At 36.5% G+C, this 23,741-nt stretch carries 22 protein-coding genes; 15 read left to right on the forward strand and 7 right to left on the reverse strand.

Translation table 11 applies throughout. The features are described from left to right. Positions 1-112 precede the first annotated feature (112 nt). From G530_RS0110655 to G530_RS0110735, 15 genes are all read left to right on the forward strand, one after another. The gene (locus G530_RS0110655) at positions 113-2,521 is read left to right on the forward strand and encodes an aminotransferase class I/II-fold pyridoxal phosphate-dependent enzyme (RefSeq protein WP_026934524.1); all 2,409 of its coding nucleotides are present in this window, start codon (positions 113-115) and stop codon (positions 2,519-2,521) included. A 79-nt stretch (positions 2,522-2,600) separates the two neighbouring features. After that, positions 2,601-3,455 (forward strand): RteC domain-containing protein, encoded by an 855-nt coding sequence (locus G530_RS0110660; protein ID WP_231608392.1) that lies wholly within the window; start codon positions 2,601-2,603, stop codon positions 3,453-3,455. A 282-nt stretch (positions 3,456-3,737) separates the two neighbouring features. Continuing rightward, positions 3,738-4,022 carry a helix-turn-helix domain-containing protein gene (locus tag G530_RS0110665; RefSeq protein ID WP_026934526.1) on the forward strand — a complete coding sequence of 95 codons (285 nt, stop codon included), beginning with the start codon at positions 3,738-3,740 and terminating at the stop codon, positions 4,020-4,022. Positions 4,023-4,025: 3 nt separating this feature from the next. Beyond that, positions 4,026-4,778 (forward strand): hypothetical protein, encoded by a 753-nt coding sequence (locus G530_RS0110670; protein ID WP_026934527.1) that lies wholly within the window; start codon positions 4,026-4,028, stop codon positions 4,776-4,778. Continuing rightward, positions 4,762-5,418, forward strand: coding sequence for a P-loop NTPase family protein (locus G530_RS0110675; protein ID WP_026934528.1), 657 nt, complete (start codon positions 4,762-4,764; stop codon positions 5,416-5,418). Before G530_RS0110670 ends, G530_RS0110675 begins: the two co-directional genes overlap by 17 nt. A 157-nt stretch (positions 5,419-5,575) precedes the next feature. Further along, entirely contained in the window at positions 5,576-7,690 is a 2,115-nt protein-coding gene (locus G530_RS0110680; RefSeq protein ID WP_026934529.1) for an ATP-dependent nuclease, read from the forward strand. Then, the gene (locus G530_RS0110685) at positions 7,687-9,462 is read left to right on the forward strand and encodes an ATP-dependent helicase (RefSeq protein ID WP_026934530.1); all 1,776 of its coding nucleotides are present in this window, start codon (positions 7,687-7,689) and stop codon (positions 9,460-9,462) included. Before G530_RS0110680 ends, G530_RS0110685 begins: the two co-directional genes overlap by 4 nt. Positions 9,463-10,481: 1,019 nt before the next feature. Continuing rightward, on the forward strand, positions 10,482-10,769 hold the full coding sequence (locus tag G530_RS0110700; RefSeq protein ID WP_026934533.1) for a hypothetical protein: 288 nt from the start codon (positions 10,482-10,484) through the stop codon (positions 10,767-10,769). Between the two features lie 29 nt (positions 10,770-10,798). Next, positions 10,799-11,083: a hypothetical protein gene (locus tag G530_RS0110705; RefSeq protein ID WP_026934534.1), complete on the forward strand. Its 285-nt coding sequence runs from the start codon at positions 10,799-10,801 to the stop codon at positions 11,081-11,083. After that, a complete protein-coding gene (locus tag G530_RS0110710) occupies positions 11,070-13,484 on the forward strand; it encodes a TraG family conjugative transposon ATPase (RefSeq protein WP_026934535.1) in 2,415 nt (804 codons plus the stop codon). The genes G530_RS0110705 and G530_RS0110710 overlap by 14 nt, the downstream gene beginning before the upstream one ends. Before the next feature lie 29 nt (positions 13,485-13,513). Then, complete coding sequence (locus G530_RS0110715) at positions 13,514-14,062, forward strand: conjugal transfer protein (RefSeq protein WP_156888627.1); 549 nt, start codon at positions 13,514-13,516, stop codon at positions 14,060-14,062. Beyond that, the gene (locus G530_RS0110720; RefSeq protein ID WP_026934537.1) at positions 14,062-14,907 is read left to right on the forward strand and encodes a hypothetical protein; all 846 of its coding nucleotides are present in this window, start codon (positions 14,062-14,064) and stop codon (positions 14,905-14,907) included. The genes G530_RS0110715 and G530_RS0110720 overlap by 1 nt, the downstream gene beginning before the upstream one ends. Positions 14,908-14,974: 67 nt before the next feature. After that, complete coding sequence (locus G530_RS0110725) at positions 14,975-15,589, forward strand: conjugal transfer protein TraK (protein WP_026934538.1); 615 nt, start codon at positions 14,975-14,977, stop codon at positions 15,587-15,589. An 11-nt stretch (positions 15,590-15,600) separates the two neighbouring features. Continuing rightward, positions 15,601-16,530 (forward strand): conjugative transposon protein TraM, encoded by a 930-nt coding sequence (gene traM / locus G530_RS0110730; protein WP_026934539.1) that lies wholly within the window; start codon positions 15,601-15,603, stop codon positions 16,528-16,530. 28 nt (positions 16,531-16,558) lie between these two features. Then, positions 16,559-17,386 (forward strand): DUF4138 domain-containing protein, encoded by an 828-nt coding sequence (locus G530_RS0110735; protein ID WP_026934540.1) that lies wholly within the window; start codon positions 16,559-16,561, stop codon positions 17,384-17,386. Between the two features lie 30 nt (positions 17,387-17,416). Here the strand turns inward: G530_RS0110735 and G530_RS0110740 are convergent, their stop codons facing one another. From G530_RS0110740 to G530_RS0110770, 7 genes are all read right to left on the reverse strand, one after another. Then, entirely contained in the window at positions 17,417-18,391 is a 975-nt protein-coding gene (locus G530_RS0110740; RefSeq protein ID WP_026934541.1) for a nucleotidyl transferase AbiEii/AbiGii toxin family protein, read from the reverse strand. Further along, on the reverse strand, positions 18,391-19,113 hold the full coding sequence (locus G530_RS0110745; RefSeq protein ID WP_026934542.1) for a DUF6088 family protein: 723 nt from the start codon (positions 19,111-19,113) through the stop codon (positions 18,391-18,393). Before G530_RS0110745 ends, G530_RS0110740 begins: the two co-directional genes overlap by 1 nt. 78 nt (positions 19,114-19,191) lie before the next feature. After that, positions 19,192-20,772, reverse strand: coding sequence for a type IV secretory system conjugative DNA transfer family protein (locus G530_RS0110750; RefSeq protein WP_026934543.1), 1,581 nt, complete (start codon positions 20,770-20,772; stop codon positions 19,192-19,194). Positions 20,773-20,791: 19 nt separating this feature from the next. Further along, complete coding sequence (gene mobB / locus G530_RS0110755; RefSeq protein WP_026934544.1) at positions 20,792-21,823, reverse strand: MobB family relaxase; 1,032 nt, start codon at positions 21,821-21,823, stop codon at positions 20,792-20,794. Between the two features lie 10 nt (positions 21,824-21,833). Beyond that, positions 21,834-22,223, reverse strand: coding sequence for a BfmA/BtgA family mobilization protein (locus tag G530_RS0110760; RefSeq protein WP_026934545.1), 390 nt, complete (start codon positions 22,221-22,223; stop codon positions 21,834-21,836). A gap of 578 nt (positions 22,224-22,801) precedes the next feature. Further along, positions 22,802-23,251: a JAB domain-containing protein gene (locus tag G530_RS0110765; RefSeq protein ID WP_026934546.1), complete on the reverse strand. Its 450-nt coding sequence runs from the start codon at positions 23,249-23,251 to the stop codon at positions 22,802-22,804. Between the two features lie 73 nt (positions 23,252-23,324). Continuing rightward, entirely contained in the window at positions 23,325-23,684 is a 360-nt protein-coding gene (locus tag G530_RS0110770; protein ID WP_026934547.1) for a single-stranded DNA-binding protein, read from the reverse strand. Between the last annotated feature and the right edge of the window lie 57 nt (positions 23,685-23,741).

The following is a 23,741-nucleotide window of genomic DNA, read 5'->3' on the forward strand; positions in this document are numbered from 1 at the left end:
GCATTTGGATGAAAAGCCGTATGACTGTTCTGAAAAGACTTTTACCAATAACGGTTAGATTTATAATAATTTTTTGTCATAGTTTAATATGAGAATTTTCAAATCTATAGTTATGGCAAAAATAAAACACAACAATTTTCTGGATACGGTAGATGAAGTAATCACCAATGCAACAAATGCAGGAGTCTTACACCTGCATGCTGAAGGTCCGGGTTTAAACGGTCGGAAAATAAAAGTAAATGGAATTGAATCCTTTCATTTTGGAACGACTGGCTACCTGGGTCTTGAACAGGATCAGCGCCTTAAAAATGCTGCCATTGAAGCTATTCAAAAATATGGCACCCAATTTCCACTTTCAAAGACCTATATCTCTCATCCATTGTATGCGGAGTTAGAAGAGAAAATAGAAGCCATCTACAACAATCCAATTCTTATAACAAAGAACAGTACGTTAGGCCATATTGCGGTTATACCAACTGCGGTAAGGGATGAGGATGCTGTAATTTTAGATCACCAGGTGCACTGGAGTGTTCAAAATGCGGCCCAATTCCTTAAAATTAGAGGTATACCTGTAAGCCTAATTCGCCATAATTCCATGGACATGCTGGAAGACCGGATAAAGAGATTATCAGGAAAGGTTAAAAAAATATGGTATATGGCAGATGGGGTTTATTCCATGTATGGTGATTATGCCCCCATAGAAGATCTTATCTCCCTTTGTGAAAAATATCCTCAGCTGAACTTGTATTTTGATGATGTGCATGGAATGAGCTGGAAAGGCCATAACGGTAGTGGCTATGTAATGGAAGTCCTAAAAGAACTCCCTGAAAAAATTTTATTATTTGGCACCTTAAGCAAAACCTTTGGAGCCTCGGGTGCAGTCTTGGTTTGTCCAGATCGAAAACTCTTTAGAAAAATTAAAAATTTTGGCGGCCCACTCACCTTCTCTGCCCAACTGGAACCCAGCGCAGTTGCTGCGGCAAGTACTTCGGCAGACATTCATCTTTCTACCGAAATATATTCACTACAAAAGGCACTACAGCTCCGGATAAATTATTTTAATGAATTGCTTTCAAAAACCAACCTGCCCTTAATTTCAAAGAACGACTCCCCGGTTTTTTATATTGGTACGGGCTTACCCGCCACCGGCTATAATTTTGTGAAACGAATGCTGGATGAAGGATTCTTTGTAAACCTGGGATTATTTCCAGCGGTTCCTGTAAAAAATACCGGGGTAAGAATTACGATTTCCTGCCACAATGAATTAGAAGATATTAAAGCCCTGGTGGATGCCCTGGAGTATCATTATGAAAAAGCGCTAAATGCAACGAATAATACTTTGGAGAGGGTTGGGAAAGCTTTTAATATAGGCTTGAACCCAACTACGATAAAAGAAAAATCAGGTTCAGATGTATCGGTGAATTATGCGGAAAGCATCGAAGACATAGATACAGATCTATGGAATAAACTACTTGGAAGTCATAATATGCTTAATAAAGAAGGACTTCAATTTCTGGAAAAATGCTTTTCCCATAATGACCAAAAAGAGCATAACTGGAACTTCCATTATTTTATAATTACAGATCAGAAGGATGATCCAATTTTAGCTACATTTTTAACCAGCGGCTTATGGAAGAATGATATGCTTGCACCGGAATCGGTATCCAAAGCCATAGAGCAAGACAGGGAATCCAATCCCTATGCGATGACTACTAAAGTACTGTCTATGGGATGTCTCTTTACCGAAGGTAGTCATTTGTATTTAGACCACAAGCATTCACAATCTGAGGAAGCTATCAAAGAACTCTTATTAAGAATCGAAGCGCTGGGAGAAAGACTAAGAACTGGAATGTGCGTTCTGCGCGATTTTAAGAAATCTATAGCCTTGGCAGAAGTTTTCCAAAAGGAAGGTTATATTCCCGTCTCCATGCCAGATTCCTGTGTAATTAATAATTTAGATTGGAACAGTGAAGAAGAATTTCTGGAAACATTAAGCTCCCGGTCTCGAAAACATTTCAGAAAAGAGGTACTGCCGTTTGAAGATAAGTTCCATATATCAATTTTAGACTTCCCTACTCCTGAAAAAATTGATACCTATCATGAACTCTATAAAAATGTGAAATCAAAAAATTTTGGATTAAACACCTTTACCTATCCGAAAAAAGTATTTCAAAATATGGCCTCCGATAAAAACTGGGAGTTCATCGAATTAAAACTTCAAAAGGAAAACCAGATTGTCGGCGTTATGTTCTGTTACAAAAATAAAGAAGGTATATACGTCCCCAATTTAATCGGAATGGATTATGACTATGCCAGGGAGTATCAGGTATATCGTCAATTATTATATCAGACCATAAAAAGGGCTAAGAATTTAAACTTTCAGAAAATAGATTTAGGTTTTAGCGCCTCCTTTGAAAAACGAAAATTTGGTGCAACCATAATTGAGAAACAGGCTTTTATTCAAACTTCCGATAATTTCCTGTTAGAACAATTGGACATGATGAGAAATGAGATTTCATAATTGATATTGTAATCGCGGTCCTTACCTAGTCTTTATAAAACCAAACAATTTGAAGATCCCGTTACCACACTATTTTTTAATGATTCAAGGTAATAATAAGATGTTTGATGATGTAATACATGAGTTTCACAATAGTTTGAACACTAAGGTGGTACCAATCCCTCATCCCTTAAAAAAAGCGGATAAAGGGATTGATATTTCAAATCACACCCTTTCTAAATTAAAAGAGATTGTGGAAAAAGAGGATTTTGAAAACACCCCGGACGAGATCGAATTCTTTAAAAAAATCAAACCCTGTCCTATGAGCTATCTCATCTATTTCTCAGAAGTACGATCCTGTGAGACTCGTAAACCTAAAGCAGGTAAGAATTTTCAATTTCGATTTTTTGAAAAGGAACTACGTAAGATCAATAAGTTCTTTTATAAGAATAATGATTTTGTCCAATATATGGAACAAGGGCATGAATACCTGGATCACCAGCTTTTTACTAGGAACCATCGTAAGAACTATCCTTTCACTCCCATGATCAATTACTACCAGTATCCTGAATTTTCAAGCTCTCATGATATGCTATGGGCAAAGATCCAGGCTATGTATCGGCTCATCCATTTCATTAGAGAAGCAATGGAAACTCTACGACCAGGAAAACAAAGTGGTTTGATGGATAAAAAACATAAGGTCATGCTGTGGTCAGGGTCAAAAACTTCACTGGTAGAACTTATCTATGCCTTATACGCCAATGGAGATCTTAACCATGGTACTGTAGATATCAGCACAATCACTTCTTCTTTTGAGGATTTCTTCAATATCAAACTGGAGAACATCTACAAAACCTATTCTGAAATAAAGTCCCGAAAAGGTCCCAGAGCAAAATATCTTCATAATCTTATCCTGCGTTTGGAAGCTAAGATGAACCAGGATGATGAAAAATGAACTTTTCGTAGTTACGAGTTACTACGAAAAATCCAAGAATTGCCGTACAAAATCAATTTTCTAATAGTTTGGTTTATAATTCTAAGCAATACTTCCCCAAGAAAGACCATACTATAGCAATAAATATTAAATGTTAAATTTTCTCGTAACTACGAAACCCATAGGGAAAGATATCTATCAAACAGTACCAATTTAGTAGAACGAAAGTCAAACTTTGATAGGGGCTATCAATTAAAAAGCTTTAACCATTTGGTAGTCCCTTTCTATTAAAAATGTTCTATTATGCCAACAAGTATTATTACCACCGACGATCTTCGCGAATTCAAAATGGAGTTGCTCGAAGAATTAAGAACCCTTCTTACCAAACAAAATTCCGGAACGCTGAAACGCTATCTTAAATCCTCTGAGGTTATGGATCTGCTACAAATCAGCCCGGGAACTTTACAAAATCTTCGTATCAATGGTACACTGCCTTATACTAAAGTGGGCGGGATTATTTACTATGATGTCCAGGAGATCCACCGAGTGATGGATGAAAACAGAGTTCAACATAATTTTGATCTATAAAAGATGAATTATATTAAGCAACTCAACGCGGTTTTTGAAAAATTTTTTTCCGACGAGCGCCTAAACCCAACGCATATTAGTTTGTATATGGCTCTATTTCATGAATGGAATAGTAGTCGGTTTGCAGATATATTTTTTGTCAATCGTAGAGAACTGATGCGTGTAGCCAAGATAGGTTCAAAATCTACCTATCATCGCTGTATAACAGATCTTGACTCTTGGAACTATCTCTCGTATTTTCCATCCAACAATCCTTACAAGGGAAGTAAAATTAAGATGTCCATTATAGGGACAACTGATGAACCGGTTACGGGAGACTACGATCCCATATTGGAACAGCTTGCGGAACAGTACTATCCCAAAGATGAACCAGTTGTGTACCAGCACCATCCCATCAATGGACAAGCTGAAGACCCACACCGTCCCATCAGTGGACAAGCATTGGTACCTTATATAAACAATACTAAACAAATAAACATTAATAAACAGCCAAAGGGCAGGCAGGCCGTTTTAATTTTTTTTGAAGAAAAAGGATTTAATGCTGATGAAGGAAAAAAATTCTTTGATCATTACCACTCCAATAATTGGAAAACAAGTGATGGAAACGAGGTAAGGGACTGGCAAGCCTTAGCGATTCACTGGATGGATAGAACCGAATTATTCAACGAAGATAACAAGGAAATAAAAAAGAAAGCGTCCCATAATCAGGACAACCTCAAGACTATTAAAACCAAGAATTATGCACAACCCCTCTAAAATAATCGAAGGCGGCGTAGAATATTCTTTAGGCAGGTTTGATGGAAAATCCGTGCAGTATGATTTTCCGAAAATCCTGGTGTATCTGAATGCGAAAGGTAAGCTCCTTTTTGGAGAAAAGTTTAAAATTTACAAAAAGGATAAAGATATCTTATTAAAGCTATGCTCCTACTTCATCAAGGATAAGGAAAATTGCAAAAAATTTGATATTGACCTAGATAAGGGACTCTTACTTACCGGTCCCGTAGGATGTGGTAAAACAAGTCTTATGAAACTCTTACATTTTTTAGTACCACACCAACGAAAATATGTAGTGATGCCCTGCCGCAATATTGTTTTTGCCTTCAATCATTTGGGATATAAAACCATAGAAGATTATGGAGAAAGTAGTTTTTTCTGTTTCGATGATATGGGTGTAGAACCTATGGGGCGGCATTATGGAAAAGATTGCAACGTGATCGGGGAAATCCTGCTCTCCCGCTATGATCTTCTTCTTGAAACCAAGCTAAAAACTCATGCTACTACTAATTTAAATGCAGAGGAGTTGGAAGAACGCTATGGAAATAGAGTACGCAGCCGGATGCGAGAATTGTTTAATTTGATTGCTTTTGATAAGAAGGCTGGAGATAAGAGAGTTTAATTTATATACATTGTCTCGAAATGTAGGAATCCTTAAGGTTTTTATTTAACACTTTATTATATTTATCGTGAAGAAACCGGCGAATTGATTCTTGGTTGGGAGCTAATGACTATCATTAGCTTTTTTATTGCTTCAAAACTATTGAAAGATCTTTATAATGCATATAAGTTCACTATCTATAAGGAATTTTAGAAATTTCTATAATTCAAAATTCATCTTTAAAAAGGGTATAAATACTATTATAGGGGAAAATGGCTCTGGTAAAACAAATCTGTTTTTTGCCTTACGAGTTTTAATTGACGATAAACTTCCAAGGTATATAAGATTTTATGAGTCTGATTTTAATAGGAGCTTGGGGAAATGGGCTGGGCATTGGATGATTCTAGCCGTCACTTTTGAAGAACTGGATGCAAGCGAAGAAGCCCAAGTCCTTGCTGTTCAATCTTCAGGAGATATGGAAGGAAACAAAAACACCGGAAGTTATTCAGTTTACTTTAGACCAAAATATCAATTTAGAAAAGAGCTTTACGATTATTCACAAACAGTAGGTAAAACCGTGGAGGGACTACAGCTTTATCTCGATAAGCTCACAGTCGATGATTATGAAACATCCTACTTATGTAGAGGTACAGGAGATTTCAGCGATGATGAAATTTATAAAAAATATGTCGGCGATTTTGAAGCTGTTAAATTTCCAAATCCAGATAATAAGGAAGAGCTGATTTTCGGAACATTTCTACCAAGGGAAATTAGTGTGCATAATGAAGTTTCTTGTACATTTATAAAGGCTCTTCGTGACGTTGAAAGCGACTTACGTTCATATTCCACCAATCCTTTAATAAATTTACTAAGAGGAAAAGAAAAAACAGTTGAAATTTCTAAACAAACCGATATAATTAAAAGCATCGATAAACTTAACGACCAGATTAGTTCTCTTAAAGAAGTAAAAGAGGTTAAAGACGGAATCGACAAAAGTATTAAGGAGGCTGTAGGGACGACGTATGGGCCAAATATCGATGTGAAATCCGAGCTTCCTAATGATATGGAAAAGCTATTGCAATCACTCAAATTATGGGTAGGAGACCCAGACGAAGAAGGCTATATGGGTAAAATATGGGAGCTTAGTTTGGGCGGTGCAAATATGATTTACCTTTCACTTAAGTTATTGGAATATGAAAAAATTAGGACGGATAGAATTGCAAATTTTCTGCTAATTGAAGAACCAGAAGCACATATTCATACACATATCCAAAAAACACTATTTGATAATGTACAAACAAATAAAACTCAAGTTATCATTTCAACGCACTCAACACATATTTCGTCCGTTAGCCGCATAAGTTCAGTAAATATTTTAAGTAGGGGGAAAAAGCAAACACTGGTATATCAGCCAGCAAACAATCTTGATGATGAATATATAACAAGAGCCGAACGATATTTAGATGCTATTAGAAGCAATTTACTCTTTGCAAAAGGGGTTGTTCTAGTTGAAGGCGATGCCGAACAAATCCTCATACCTCAAATGTTCAAAAAAGTCTTTGGAATTTCCTTAGATGAAATTGGAGTTAGTCTTGTAAACATTGGGAGTACTGGTTTTAAAAATGTGGCAAGACTTTTTCATAATGATAGAATTAAAAAAAACTGTGCTATCCTTACTGATTTAGATGCTAGCATAGTAGATTTACCGGCCAATGAAAACGAGGATTCTACCTATCAGAAACATTGCAGGGCATCTCAAGTTAGTGGGGCAGAAAGAAAAGTAAAACTAGATAAGTTTTGCAAGAACAACGATTTTTTAAATCCTTTCTATTCAGATTATACATTTGAGGTCGATTTTCTTATGAATGGTAATAGTCACGAATTCGTAGAATCGCTTGATGAAATTTTCAAGCAACAAGCAACCATCGATTCATCAAAGAAAAAATTGCAAGACAAATCAGTTTCAGTTGCTGGCGTAGAAGTCTTAAGATTGGCCGATAAAAAAGGTAAGGGATGGCTAGCTTTAGTGGTTGCTGATAATTTAGTGTATAACACCTATATTCCAGATTACATTCTCAGAGCAGTAGCTTTTGCCTCTGCCCACTTAAACAATGCTACTAAAGCTAAAACCGCTAAATACAGGTTACGCAAAATCGGCCGCAGTAAGTTCGATGAGTACTTCGAAACGGCAAAAAAAACGAGCTTTAAGGGTAAGGATGACCAAGAGGTTATCGATGAATATGTAGCCAGTTTTCCAAATGACCAATTTACCAAATTCTTGTGGTATTTATGATTTTAGATACTCTAAGCGACCAACAAAAACATGCCGTTGTTAAGGATGGTAATGTACTTCTAACCGCTTGCCCAGGAAGTGGAAAAACTCGGGTAATAATCCATAAACTCGCTTATGCTTTAAAAAACATTGATGCAGACAGTAAGCAAAGAATTGTGGCACTCACCTTTACCATAAGGGCTTCCGAAGAAATATATCGCAGATTAAATGCAATGGGCATCAATAGCAAACGGGTTTGGTCTGGTACTTTGCATTCATTTTGCCTTGAGTGGATTATTAAACCTTATTCCTGTTATTTACCGGAACTTAAAAATGGATTTTTAATTGCAGACGAAACTTATGTTTCTGACATTATTAGTGAACTTAAGGAAAAACACAAATTAAAACCTATTGACCCGATTAATTTCAGATTCAATAGGGACGGCACATTTGCCGAACCAAAAACTGTACAGAAAAGAGTTCTTAAAGAGTTTCATGAAAGACTACAAGCAGAAAAATTAATTGATTTTGAACTTCTGCTTTATTACTCCTATAAGCTCTTAACCCAGCATCCGAAGATAAAGAAAACACTATCCAATATTTTCAGCCTAATATGTGTTGACGAATACCAAGATACACAGGATTTGCTTTATGCAATTATTTCTTCCATCATAACAACTGGAGAAGGTAGTTCAAATCTTTTTTTAGTCGGGGATACAGATCAAGCAATTTACGCATCTCTGGGTGGTGTTGCCAAGAGTTTGGAAGAAATTCAAGATGAGTTAAATACTTTACCAATTGAGCAATTAACCCTTACAGGGAATTATAGGTCAACCCAAAGGATTATTGACTTCTATTCCATTTTTCAGACAAATCCAATTACAATTGAAGCAATCGGTGCCAACAAAGACGCTAATAGTATTATAACTTACAACAATACCGTTGACAAAGGGCATTTGGTTGAGGAGATAGCACTACTTATAGAGCATAGCTTGGATAATGGAATTCCTGAGGATGAAATTTGTGTATTAGTACCACAATGGTGGTTAATAACCACAATAACAAAACAGCTAAGGGCAAAACTACCAGATGTGAACTTTGATGCATCAGGTTTAGCACCGATGTCAAAAAACCGAAACAATATTTGGTACAAATTATCGAGATTGTTCTTGACGCTACCGAAACCAAAAATATATTCGTTGCGATACAAATGGTGTACCGAAGTAATTGAAAATTTCAAAGAGCATACGAATACAGATTTCAAAGAAGAGTATCAAACAGAAAGGAGCGTCTTAAGACTGATTAATTCTATAACATCTAATGAAACCGAAGGTATGGATTATCTAAATGACTGTTTTGACCAGTTTCTAGATGCTGTTGGTATTGACCAAACCATTTACGAGCAACTTCTCATAAATCGAAAGACCTTTTTTGACGTAATAAAGAGCCGCTTAGAAGACCCAACCTTTCAAGTCCCTAGTGATATAGAATCTTTTATGAGTTTTTACAGAGAAATGTCAGGTGTGGTCATCAACACATGTGTTGGTGTAAAAGGTGAAGAGTTTGAAACTGTTATTGCTTATGGTTTGCTGAAGGGTTATGTTCCTCATTGGAATGACATATTTAATGCGGATCCAGTTACAGCTTCAAAAAAACTGCTTTATGTCATTTGTTCAAGAGCCAAGACCAATTTACACTTGATTTCAGAAACTGGAAGACAAACCAAAGCTGGAAATCCATTGGAGATAACACCAGAATTACAAGGATTAGAATTTGAATTTGACGAAATATAAAATTTAAAGTTGCTGATATTATATCTATGGATTTCCCATAGTTATTACCGAAAATAAAAGTCTTTATAAATTCAACGGTGACCCTTAAGCTCTATCATCCTTGATCAATACCAGCAATTGAATTTAATAGTATATTTTTCAAAACTAATAAATGGACAATCAAATAAGATAAGTATCTAATCGAAATGGTTAAGATCATTTAAAGAAAAGTCTTTTTAACCCTAAAATAAATTTTTAAGATTTTCCTCAATATCCTCATAATCTCAATGCTCTAAAAGCTTTTAAATTTTTGAATTAAATTTTGAAATATTGCTAAAGACAAAACTCTTATCGATTTCGGTGCCTGGAAATATTCACTCTCATCCCAATTACTCAAAAACCTCAATTCTAAAAGGACACTGAGACAATAATCAACCATCTCACGCAGTACCTGAAAACTAGCAAACTTCACCCCTACTCTCATAACCCTACTTCTTATTTAAATCATCTTGCTACTGAAAAGCAAGCCAGGTGGACTCATCCAAATACTGAAATGTCCATTAGCGACATAAATTTCGATTCCCTGGCATTTGGATTATCCGAACCAATTCAATGCAGCTAAATAAATAGCTAATGGTGCATCCTTATTCTCATTAAGCTCCAAGATTTTAATTGCAATTTTCAACACTGCGTCCTTTTCCTGAATCCATTTATTCCCATGGCACCGGAATCTTTTCCGCAATGTTCGGGATCTATAACTATTATTTTGATTAGATATTTCCTGCCCGAAAATGATACACATTTTCAAGAGCAAAATCATAAAACTGACGTTTTTGAGTGGTTTTTTGATTTTCAGTTTTCAGGTTATCAACAACTTAGGACTTTATATTCATAGAATTTAATGCCAAATAATAATAACGGAATTCAAATAAAACCAAATAATATTTTATTCACAATTATCTGATTTTCAATTATTTAAAACTATTTATGTGTAATTTTTCTTTAACGAAAACAACATCAAAAATCTAAACTTTTCCGTTATGAAAAAATCAATCTTTTTGGCCACGTTTGCTTCCCTAATTTCAACATCACTCTTTGCACAAATTGGGGGAATTGAAAATTCCGTTAACGATGTTTCTGATACTATTAGGAGCATCTTCCCTATTATCCTGGGGGTCATCTTCCTTATTGGATTTCTTTTTAATGCTGGTCATTTCTTTGGAGAAAATTCTGATCTCAAAAAAGGAATCACCAGGGTACTGGTCTTTGTTCTCATTGCCGGCGCTGTCGTAGGTATTTTTTCCTATTTGATAACCATTGTAGTATAAGATCCTGAAGTAATAATGAACTAAACGTTATGAAAAAATTTGAGATCTATAGAAATATGAGAAAGAAGGCAATCATTTTTGGATTGCCTTTATCCCTGTTCGCACTGATGATGGTATCCATAATAGCTTCTCTTCTGGTCATCATCTTTTCTTTCAGTTTTGGGATTATTAGTGGTGTATTCCTTTTCAATTCGGTCTTGTATATCACATTAACCAAGTCAGTGAATAATCCTCAAATATTTTATGTGGCCAAAGTATTCCCAAAAATCATCAGTAATAAAAAAAATTCAGGCTTCGACTATGAAAAAGATTAACCTATCTGCCCATAATCCTATTGTAGATATTCGAGACAATATCATTTTTGCCAATAATGGTAATGTGGTTTTGTGTTATGAAGTGATCTTACCAGAGATATATTCCCTATCTGAAAAAGATTTTGAAGATATACATGGAGCATGGTTTCAGGCACTTAAATCACTACCGGTAGGAACTGTTGTCCATAAGCAGGATATTTATTTAAAGACAGCCTATTCGTGCGAGAAATTACCACGCGAATCCTTTTTAGAAAAAGCCACCCATGATCATTTCAAAGGAAGAGGATATATGCAACATCGCAGTTTTCTCTTTTTTATACTGCCCAAAAATAAAGCCCTTAATAATTCCAAATATGTCAATCCGTTTAGAAATATCTCAAAAGCAATTGTTAGGGAATTAGATGATATTGTACAAAGCTTTACAGCTGCAGTGAGCGATTCGGTTTCATTTATCAATAACAGTCGTAAAATAGAACTGGTTGCGATGGAAGGTAAAGGTATAGAGCACCTGACTAACAACTATTTCAATGGTTTCAATAAAGGCTTTGACACCGATATCTTACTGGATAAGAAAAATGTCAATATTGGTGAAAATAATTTTGACACCCTGGCCATCAACAGCGAACTATGTTTTGGCGAAAGTGTTCAAAGTAGCAAGACCAATGAAAAATTCACTTCAGACGATTTTGTGTTTCATCAGGGATTTATTGATGGTTTAGGGCTCACCCTGAATGAAAATCATATGATAAACCAGATCATATACCTGGACGACAAACATAAATGGAGCAGGCTGCTGGATAAAAAAGTGGAGGAATTAAAAAAGAGTTCCAATTTCGGATCTCAAAACAAAATAGTACTGGGAAAAATACAGGATACTCTGGATCGGGTCAATGGGGATGAAAATTCCAGAATCATACGCGGTCATCTAAACATCATCTATTGGGATCGGAACGCTAAAAATTTGGATAGAATTGCTTCCAAAATAAAGACCGAATTCAAAGAGCTGGACATTCTACCCTACTACCCCGGAGGTGAAGAACGTAAAAATTATATACTAAACAGTTATTGCTGTTTTTCCTCCAATTTCTCCAATGAAGATCTATATGTGACAGATCTAAAACATGCCCTGTGCCTGTTTATTAATAATACAAATTATAAGTCTGATCCTACAGGTATCATCTTTAATGACCGGGAACATAATATCCCTGTACTTAAAGATGTCTGGGACGAGAAAAAGAAACGGATCAAAGCTCGGAATTTTGCCATTTTTGCTCCCACTGGTGAAGGCAAATCCTTTTTGGCTAACAACATCTTGAGACAATATTTTGAAAGTGGGATACGCCTGGTCATTATAGATCTGGGAGGATCCTACACCAAATTTGCTAAACTATATCCGGGACAATATACTGTACTTCGCTATGAGAGTGGAAAGAGTCTAGGTATCAATCCTTTCTACATCAATAATAAAAATGATCTAAGCCCGGAACGTCTGGAAGATTTGTCGGTATTCTTATTCGAATTATTTGCTTCTGATCTGAAAGTAACCAAAGCCCAGTCGGTTTCCATAAAAAAGATATTACGCCACTATTATATAAACACACCTGGGAATCATTCTTTGGATAGCTTTTATCACTTCATCGAAAGCAATCAAAAAGAGCTGTTGACCAAACTCAAAATCCATCCCGACTACTTCAACATTACGAACTTCTTACATATCATGTCGGAGTATGTTGGCGATGGTCTATATAGTTTTCTATTTGAAGTCAGCAAAGATCAGACCTATAAAATCGAAGATAAACGTCTGATCGTTTTTGAACTGGATGAAGTAAAGGATAACAAGGAAATCCTTTCGGTGATGTTGAAGCTGATCAAGTCGGCTATACAAAGAACCATATGGAAGAATCGTTCGGAAAAAGGAATTATCCTTTTTGATGAATTTGCCAAACAGCTAAAATTTGAAAACGTACTAGAGAGCGTAGAATTTTACTATCAGGCTATTCGTAAACAGAACGGTGCTATCGGAATCATTTTACAATCGATCAACCAGCTTCCCAATAATTCCACTTCAGCGAGTATTCTGGAGAACACACAGGTGATTTACAGCCTCCATAACGAAAAAGGATATGAAGAGCTGGTAAGACGTTTAAACCTCTCCAAACATGATCTTAACCAGTTAAAATCTATTAAGAACAACCTTACCGGATCCAGAAAATACACAGAGATCTTTATAAAGATTGGAAAACAAAGCAATGTATTCCGTCTCGAAGTACCCATGGAAGTTTATGCGGCATATCTGACTGACGGGTCAGAAAATGACAGCATCATGGCGCTGTATGACCAACATAACTCCATGGAAAAAGCAATTACAGAATTTATTAATCCTAAAAACAGGAAATTATGAAAAAGCAAACTCTAACTTTGATTGTAGTAATGGCTATAGCCTTATTATTGCCTGCACGCGCTGCGTGCCAGGGAATGCCCGTTTATGATAATACCAATTTTATCAGTCTGGTAAAATCCCTTGTAGAATCAGCAAAACAGACAGCCAATCTGGTAAAGACGGTTAATTTTCTAAAAGCTCAAAAGGAGAATATAGAAAAGGTCAATAGTGTCATCCAGGATCTGAAGGCTGTTCGGGAGATCGGAAGAAATAATCAGCGATTGATCAGCGTCATGCAGAATGACCTTCGAGACATTCTGGATTCTCCGTATATCGAACCCGATGAAGTAACCAGGGTCACAGAATCCTTTGATGCCGTGGTAGAAAATTCCCTGGCAACCCTGGATTTTATCGATGAGATCTTATCCAGTGACCATTTAAAAATGAGTGATGCCGAGCGAGCCGAGGTATTAAAACAAAAAGAACTGGAAAGCCAGGAAATGGTGAATGATGTGCGCTTGAAAACCAGGCGTTATCAGGAAATCATCTCGTTCCGGAAGATGCAGGACAGGATCAATAACCGGGAAACTGCTTTTTAATGACAGCTGGTGCCATCATATCCGCAATAGGTCTTGAATATATTGATACTGTGTTCCAGACGATTCAGAGTAGTGAGTTCTCGCAATACACTATAGTAGGAATGAAAACCTTAGCTGTTTTATTTTTCCTGGTCAACATTCTGAAGAAATATAATGAGGGTGTAGCGGAAAAGGATGGATATACGTGGGGGCTTAGTCCTGGTGAACTAGCTAAGAACTTTGCCGTGGTATTGCTGGTTATTTTCTCTACTCAGATTTTAGGATTTTTCGATGGGATCCTGGTAGCCATAGAGAATCAATACCGTGAAACTGCTCCTGCCCTCCTCCCCTTACAAATGCAGGAGATCCCGATTGAAGAAGATGTATCCGCACTGGACGCGATGCGCAAAGCCATGGCCTTATTATATGAAGCACTGGTCACTCCATTATATGGTTTTAAAACTTTTGCCTTTCTGATCAGCCTGTTTTTATGGATCCTGGATCTGTTCATTTATCCCCTTTTCCTTGCGGAGCGCTATTTTATCCTGGGAATCATGCAGGCTTTCTTCCCTTTGATCCTTAGTCTTTCGGTATTTGAGAAATTCCGTTCGATGGCCTATAGCTTTTTCAGATTATATGCGGGAGTATATATGCTTGTTCCTGCTTTTTTTCTGGTCAATGTATTTATTAACGCGCTATATACGGAGATCAACACCAACTTCTGGCAGAACCTTTTCGGTACCGATTTCGGGAGTAATTTCTTTGCTCCGGTGGTGGAACTTGGATCAATTGGTTTTATCGTCTTTTTAAAATTCAAATTATACCGCCGCGCCATCTCCTTTACCCTGAGATTATTTACCAGCTAAAACCTTTGCCAGTTATGGAAAAGATAGATCAGAATAAGCAGATGTATAAACACTAAACACAAAAACTATGAAAACTCCTTATAAAGATATTTATACCGTCTTAAAACTCAACCGATTTATTGTATTAGCAATTGTTATAAGCGCACAAATATTTAGTGCTTTTGCCCTCTGGGTCACCTTCACAACGAATAAAAAAGCGTTGAACTCTACTTTTGCCATTAACAATGACGGGAGTATTATTCCTTTAAAACTAGTCACCCAAAAAGAAAATTTTCAGGTGGAAGCATTAGCACATTTAGACCTGTTCCACACTTACTTCTACAACATTCACGCCACCAATTATGAGAAAAACCTTGAAAAGGCATTATGGTTGGGTAATGGTTCTGTTGCCGATCTATATCGCCAGAAAAAAGCCGAAGGTGTTTATAATCGTCTGCTTCAATATTCATTGGTACAAAAGGTCATCAGTATCGAATCGGACATCGAAGAAATGGATGATCATTATAGGTTTAGAACAACTACCGTTTTTGAAATCAACCGAGGCTCTATTGTAGACACTTATGAACTTATTTCCACGGGAAAACTTATAACGGTAGACCGGCATTTTCCAAATAATCCTCATGGCCTCCTGATTACGGATTACTTTGAAAACAGTCTGAGAAAAATCGTTCCTGAATCTTAAAACATATTATGATGAAAATAGAAAAGAATAAGATCGTGGTTGGGAGTATCATCGCTATCACCATCATTTTTTTGATCTCTTATACGATCATGATCACAGGTGATGATCAAGATGAGGACAAGAACCTAAAACAAACAACGGTTCCAGAGCTGCAGGAAGATCCACCTTCCTATGATTCGAAACTGGATGCCATCAACGATTTAAAAGAGGTAAGGGAGACCAATGTCCCCAGTATTTATGATGAAAAACTGATGGATTCTCTGGGTTATTACGATGCAGAACTTCCCGAAAAGGAAAAACAGCACATCATCGATAGTATATATTTTTTGGGAGAAAGAAGGTATGCGGAAGTAAGTGCGGTGGCTGCCCGGTCTAAAAAATCAATTCCCAGGAAAATTCAAAGGACAGATACTTCAGCAATTCGGGAGGAAGTGAAGATCCAGGCTAAAGAGATGGGACTGGAGCACCAGCTTTTCTTTGCATCCAATCCTAAATCAAACAACATTGCTGCTTCTGAAACTACCGATTCGGAAATTTTAGCTGTAGTCGATGGTACCCAGGTAGTCAGGTCTAATTCCCGGCTCCGTTTACGGCTATACCAGGATGCTACTATCAGCAATAAGCCGATCCCAAAGAATACCCCCATTTTTGGTTTTGTAAGCTTTCAGCCTAACCGGGTGCTTATCGAAATAGAGAATTTAAAACATCAACCAACCGCATTAAAAGCTTTTGATCTACAGGATGGAAGTGAAGGTATTTATGTGGAAAATAATTTTCGTGAGGAAGCCACTACCGAAGTCCTGGATGATCTTTTAGGAGAGATCAATATTCCCAGTGTGCCACAGGTAAGTGGTATAGGCCAGCTCTTAAAAACCAAAAATCGTAATGTAAAAGTTACGGTCCTGAATAACTATAAACTCATATTAAAACCAGGTTTATAAATTTCTGGTATAATTTAAACTCTTTGTCATGAAAACATATCTTCTTATTTCCGCGATCCTTTTAACAGGCATCCAACTTTATTCTCAAAAGGCAGAACGCTTGGACACGATTTTTGCCAATGAGCACAAAAACGTAGCTCTATTTTTTCCGCAACCTATCAGCCAGGGTATTACAGGTGCCAGTCATTTTGTTTTTAGCCATAATAGAGAAAGACAACAATATTTCGGTTTATTACAGGCTAAACCTGGGACTGAGAGTAATCTTCTGGTAATAGATGCTGGAGGTTCGGTGTACTCTTATATCCTTAAGTATAGGAAGGACCTCTCCAGATTAAACTATTTTATCCAGGGTACAGAACGTATAGGCACTGAAAAGCGTGATCTGCCAGCCCCTTTTAAGGATATAGAACCAAACCAGCTCGACAGAGAAACCCATTATCGAAATTTTTGTTTCTATCTACTGAATAAAAAGGAACGGATTGGTAGGGTAAAGAAAAGAAACCAGGGCATCATATTAAGTGTTGAAAATATAGTTTTTAACCAGAACGAACTGTATTTTGTAATTCAGATTGAAAACCAATCCAGCCTGGATTATGATGTCAATTTTCTAAATCTTTCTGTGACTACCAGGCAAAAGGGAAAGAAAAAATCGATGCAATCACTTAAAAAAGACCCTGTATTCGCCTATAAAGCTCCTACGAAAATTAAAAAAGGTCACACTGCTCGATTGGTGTATGTATTTCCTAAGTTTTCTCTGAGTAACGACCGGCAGGTATTACTGGAGCTCAACGAAGGAAAGGGTGAAAGGGATGTGGTATTAAAAATTTCTCATCGATTTATAAATAATCCTAATTGAAAACCAACTGACTATCCGAAATCAGGATTTTCAGATAGACCACTTTATATCTTTTAATCTTGATCCGATATTCCTCAAAGATTGCAATACCTCTTTTTCGTCTGAAAGTTCTCCGGTTAGTAATTCCCTGAATTGACCATTATAAGTTGGGCTTAAACTTTCCCAAACCTTCTCGGTATTTTTAAAAAACAAGGATTCTAACGGGTGTTTGGACAACCATTCTTTATCTGTGGGAATAGCTTTATCATCATCTTTCCCTACCTGCAAAAGCATTACTTCAAAATCATCTGATTTTAGGAATAACGAAATTTTATACTCCTGCAGTAACTGGTGTAAATCGTAGGTATGTCGGATCTTATTTTTTAAATCCTCCAAAGGATTCTCCGTATATGAAAATCTTATCAGGCTAATGATTTTTTCACAAAAGGTTCGTTCGATGCTTGCCGTTAAATTAAAAGGTTCAAGTTGATATTCTTTTATAAGGTCCGGATTGTTTGTGGTCGCAATAAACTGTGTGATCATTGAGTGTACGCTGACTTTTTGCGACGGGTAAGATCTGTCTAAGCTGGAAACTTCCAAAACAATCTGGTCCCGAACCTGCCCATATATACCTTTTACCCCTACTTTATCATAACCGTACACCAACTTTCTAATTTTGCCTTTTTTATTTTCAAGGGGGTGATCAGGAACAAGCTTCATTTCTGATTCCAACACACTGGTGACCTTCTTAAGTTTTCTTTTTAAAGAGTTATCCGTTTCTCCATCCTCTTTTATGACAACGAGATCTATATCCTCGGAAAACCGTTGAATGATACCGTAACATTTAGACAGCGAAGTGCCTCCTTTGAATACGGTTATATCTTTGGAGTTGGGATCCTTAAAGATGATTTTAAGCGCAAAGGTCACCCAATAATCTTTTTCTATATAGATTTCAGAAATTCCGAAATGTTGGGCAGTGGCCACGATGGCACCTTCAAAAGCGGCTTTATAGTGATGTAATTTCATTAAGAAATATTCCAGTTTGAGATCGTAGGTAAGATACTTTTGGATAAGCCAAATTTATAAGTACTCAGATAATTGATACTGTCTTTTAGTGATGTACTGAGAGAATTTAAAGAAAGAGCTTCAAGGATGGCACCTAACAGAGCTCTTACTTTTGGGGGATATGCTTTGGCAATAGCAATCAGTCTATTTTTCTCTACATCAGTAAGCTCCTGAATTTTTTTCCTTAAAAAGGTGATTCCCCTTTTTTTATCCATATCCGGAATATTTTTAAAATCTTTTATAACGTCTAATAATTGAAGTAACGATACATTGTTTTCTTCAACGGGCACATACGCTTTTGCAGGTTTAATGACAAGATTACCTATTTTGGCTTTGATCTCTTTGTTACCTGCTACCCTTACCACATTCGATATTTGAGTAGTCAATCCCAGTTCATTGTATAGTCGCAATCCGGTAACGTATGCAATCTGTTTGTCCTTTTGAAAGAGATACAAGTCAAGTAGTGTAGTTTCTCTGGGCATTAATTCCCCAAAAGCAGTTTGTTTAGGTTTGTAATATACCCCATTTTTATATCTCCTGATTACATCATCCTCAACTAATCGGCTTAATGCCTTTGCAGCAGCCAGGAATTCATTTGGAGGAATTCCAAGGGTATCATAGGTAAAAACCTCTCCTGAATCTAACTTATTAATTTTATTTTTAATGGATGCTGCAATATTCATAGTACAGCAAAGATAATCTTTAAACTGAATTATGTCAAGTTTTTTCTGGTTTTTACTTGACAAATATTTTTATTGTAATTATTTAAAAATTGATTTAGCTTCCTGATAAATTCTTTCGAAATTCATTTCCAAATCGGTTGAAGAGAACTCTTTAGCTGCTCCAGGAAGCTCTCTTAAAATCTTTTGTAATTTAAACTGTACTTTTTTGTCCTTACCATCAGCATAGGTAATAAACTCACCCTGTTTCAATCGAAAGAAAACATCTGCTCTAATTTTCGGAATTTCATTTTCCCCGGTAATCACTCGTGTATCAAAATTTAGATTATGGCCGCTGCTCACACTCTTAGTAGGATCCTTTATAATCTCAAAGAAACGTTCATAATATTTAGCAGTATCAGGATCATTTACCTTCCCAAAGAACTGGTAAGATAGATTGCTTAGAATAGCCTTACTAGCTTTATCCCCATACATCATATCATTCTGGATCTTATCCTGCATCACATATACGGTGGCAATATCATAACTTCTTAAAGTAGCTGGAATGCGGTGCATATTCAGTAAGCGTAAGGTAGGTGCTTCTTCCATCAATAGAAATGACGGATTGGAATTACGTACACTCATTTGTTTGGTAATGGTATGGATGATGGCTGCAATTACCGCAGAATAGGAAGATTCAAATTTAGGGTTATTCACAACGGAAATTACTGCGGGGTTTTCGGGATTATTTATATTTAAAGGAACGTCATCTGCTGAGAGGGCCATAAAGATACTTTGGGTACTGATTCGTTTTAAGGCATTGGCCAGGGTACTCTTAACACCTGCAGTTTGTCTTTCCGAATCTTTACCGCTAATAAAGGCATCTGCCATCGCCCTGGAGGTCCTGTTCGAGTCCAGGAAAGCTATAAGACTCTCAGTATCCAGAAACTGGTAAATCGCTATTAAATGGGGCAATGTACAATATTGTGGATAGGATGTTTTCAATTTCCAGATCATCCCTCCTATTAAACCTTCTGCAGCATCATTAAAGAATTTTGTGGTTCCGCTTGTGCCTGATTCCTTTTGCTCTAATAGATTCTCAATGAGAACTCTGGAAATTTCATTGACGCTCTCTTCATTTTCCAGATAGCGGGGTGCAATCGGATTGACCCGGTGGATAATCTTATCAAAGGAGATGATCTTAAAAGGAATATCTGAATCCTTAAAAAGCGGATAAGCCATTTCGGTAAGTTCAAAATCCTTGTAATCATGAATCACCCCACAGAAATTGTACTGCTGAAAATGCTTTAGAAAACCATAGACCACACTTTCCGTTTTTCCACTACCGGCAGACCCGATAATCGACGCACCGCGTTTGATGTTAGCAATTTTAAAGTCTTTGCCACTGGTTTTAAAATTTACCTGGTACTTCCTGGCAACCTTACCCTTTATTTCAGTGGAATGACAAAAAACATAGAAAACCGTATTGATTAGTAATAAGGGGCAACCCACAAACAGTAGGCCTTCTATAATCAGCTGGGGATAAAAGTAGAAAAGAATAAACCCTATTAGCAAAAGGGAATTGATCAAAAATGCATATCTGGAAATACGGTATAAACCGTAGAAAAGCAGACTACAAAAAATGACGATTATGGTGGTATTTACAATGTTGAATTCTTCCATATCATTTATATTATTTCATTTAAATTCCGATAGAGCTTGATTTAACTGCTATATCCACTCCCCTTCTCAACCGGTTAAAAACTTTTAAAGCCAACTGGGCTTTATTGGTTGGGATGTTTGGCATCATGGGCATTCCGGTTCCTTTTAGCATTTTCATGGCAATTGCTTTTTCACTGGTTGGCAGTTTCATCAAATTTGAAAAATAACTTCTAGGGTTTTTAATGAACTCTTTCCTGGCAGTATAGGTTTCCACGAAGTTTCGTTGATATCCGAAGTTCTTATCGAATGTTTTTTCAGCTTTTCCAAAGAATTTATCACGATCAAAACCCCGTTTGACTGTTTTCCCATTTAATTCAACCTTCGATGCTCTGTATTTGCTACCGGGAGATAAGCTATACTTATTCGAAGCATCCTTACGGCTCACTATAATATGGATATGGCTTTGGTTCCCTTCTTTGGGCATTCCCTGTACAATTCGTTGCCCCGCTTGTTTATGGGGAGCTGCTTTTTCCTGTTTATTGATCTCCCGTTTCATCTGAGCAATATTCCCAGGTTGTTCTCCGCGCTCAACTTTTTGGATATCATTTTTTAGTTGAAGTATTTTGGTAGCAAAGGGCTGATTTTCCCGTACCTGTTTATCGGTGCCTTTAAAAAATCGTTGATGTTCAATTTTGGCGTAGTATTTTATATCATCAATATTGACCGGTCGGCCATTGAGTTCACGATTAAAAGAAGCCACATAATCTTTCATCACTTCGCGGGTATATTTTTTTAGATCTTCGCTGTTGTTTTTCAACCTGTTCAACTCGTATTTTGAAGGGCTTATCGTAATAGAATAAAACCTTGGTTCCGTTTTTTCCAGTTTAGCGGTATTGGCATCAATTTCCCGAACTACTTCCTCTGCTGAAATTTGATCATTATACTGATTGAAAAAGAACTCCTTATCCTGCGAATCCAATCCCTCATTTTCCTTTTCCAGATAGTCAACAAAGTCGGCAGATCCTTGAGAATAATTTCCCCCTAATTTTTGTGCTGTGATGGTGATATACATCTTTAATAATTTATAAGTCTTGTTGATTTCGTTCCTGATATTTGGGTTGCTTTTCTTCCGTATTTTTCTTCTCCAGAATCAGGGTTTGTTTTTTAGGTTCAGCTTCCTGAAACAAAGATTGCATCATGGCTACCGTTGGTTTGGTTTGTCCTTTCTCAATATCTTTTAAGATAGCGATGACTCCACTGATCCTTTTTTTGATCAGGTTTTCCAGGGTTTGCATTTTAGGGCCCATAGATTCCGTTGGAGAAATTCCATTATCCTCAAAAAACTCCAGCATCAACAGTAGGCTTATCGATTGAGATTTTGACATAGCACGGCTAAACCGTCTAAATTTTTTAGCCACAGAAGACTTGATCTTTAAAGTCTCAAATTGCTCTTTTTTATATTCTTCATCCATTTTTTAGTAAAAAACTGACTATTTTTAAGGGGCTGCGGAAGGATTTTAGTAAAAAATGATTTCCGAATTCCCAGAATTTAAATAATTTAATTTTAAATAACTGATATTCAGTTATTTAAAATTGAGATGAAATATATAACGCGGCTTTGCCCGTTATCCTCTTGCTATTCCTTTTCGTCCCGCCAGGCGGGACAAAAATCTCATACAAACTAGACCAATGTCCATTTGCATTTTGAGGAATAAAATTCCATTATGTAAAAAATTATGATTGGTAAGGATATCAGCGAAAGTCAAAAATTGGGATACCTTACATAAAACTATGTGCTGAAGTTCAGCTAATTAAATATACCATATTTTTTTTCAAAAGGAAATTAATATGCTATAGAATGGCTAAAATTTTTTAGTTTTATTATTCATTTATTTCCATACTTAGAAATTAAAAAAGGAAGATTCAGGTAACAGCGAATTTTCCTTTTCTAAAATTTTAGACTACCGGTAACTAATAAAAATTTGAGGGGTAGAATAAAAAAATACCCCTAAAGTTTTTAGAGGTATTTTATAAGGGATTAAAAAATAGTTTACAGGATACCTTCATCCGCAAAGCTTACATAATCACCATCTGGTGTCAGTATTAAATGATCCAGGACTTTAATATCTAACAGTTCCGCTGCTTTGGTAATTTTTTCAGTCAGGCGTTTATCTGCTTCGCTCGGTTTCAAAGTTCCGGACGGATGATTATGTGCAAGGATTACAGAACAGGAAAGGCTTTTAAGAATAACCGCAAACAAGATGCGTAGATCTACCAAAGTACCTGTAATTCCACCGGTAGAAACTTCAAAAATACCTTTCACTTTATTTGCGTTATTAAGCAGCATTACTTTAAAAGTTTCCTGCAAGCCGATCTGGTCTTTGTTCCAGGTATTGTATAATAGTTCAGCAGCATTAACGGATGAACTTATTTTAGGCGCCTGAGAGATCTTAAAATTCCCCTGATATTTTATCGATATTTCATTAACTTTCGTTTTCATTTTAATCTGATTTAAGGTTAAAATTGAAAAAGAGGGCGTTACCGTGAGCAAGTACCCGCCCTCTATTAATTAACTACTGCTGGCTTTCTGTCTTAGCAGTTCCATTACCTAAAAGAAGAATTTCACTGGCTACCACTTCGGTGACATATCGCTTCTCTCCTTCTTTGGTCTCATAGGATCGAGTGGTCAATTTACCTTCAATGGCAATTTCTTTTCCAGTGCCCACATAATTCTCTACGATTTCAGCGGTTTTTCCCCATGTCACAACATTGTGCCATTGCGTATCCTGTACTTTTTCCCCTTTTGAATTTTTATAAAATTCATTGGTTGCAATTGAAAAGCTGGCTACTTTTTTACCACTTTCAAGATTTTTGATTTCCGGGGTTTGTCCCACATTTCCGATTAACTGAACTTTGTTTCTAAGCGTACTCATAATTAAAAGATTTAAAAATTAATAATTGATTTACTTATTATATCCGGGGCGTTTTCC

This window comes from Christiangramia echinicola DSM 19838 (genome assembly GCF_000423065.1).
GTDB lineage: Bacteria > Bacteroidota > Bacteroidia > Flavobacteriales > Flavobacteriaceae > Christiangramia > Christiangramia echinicola.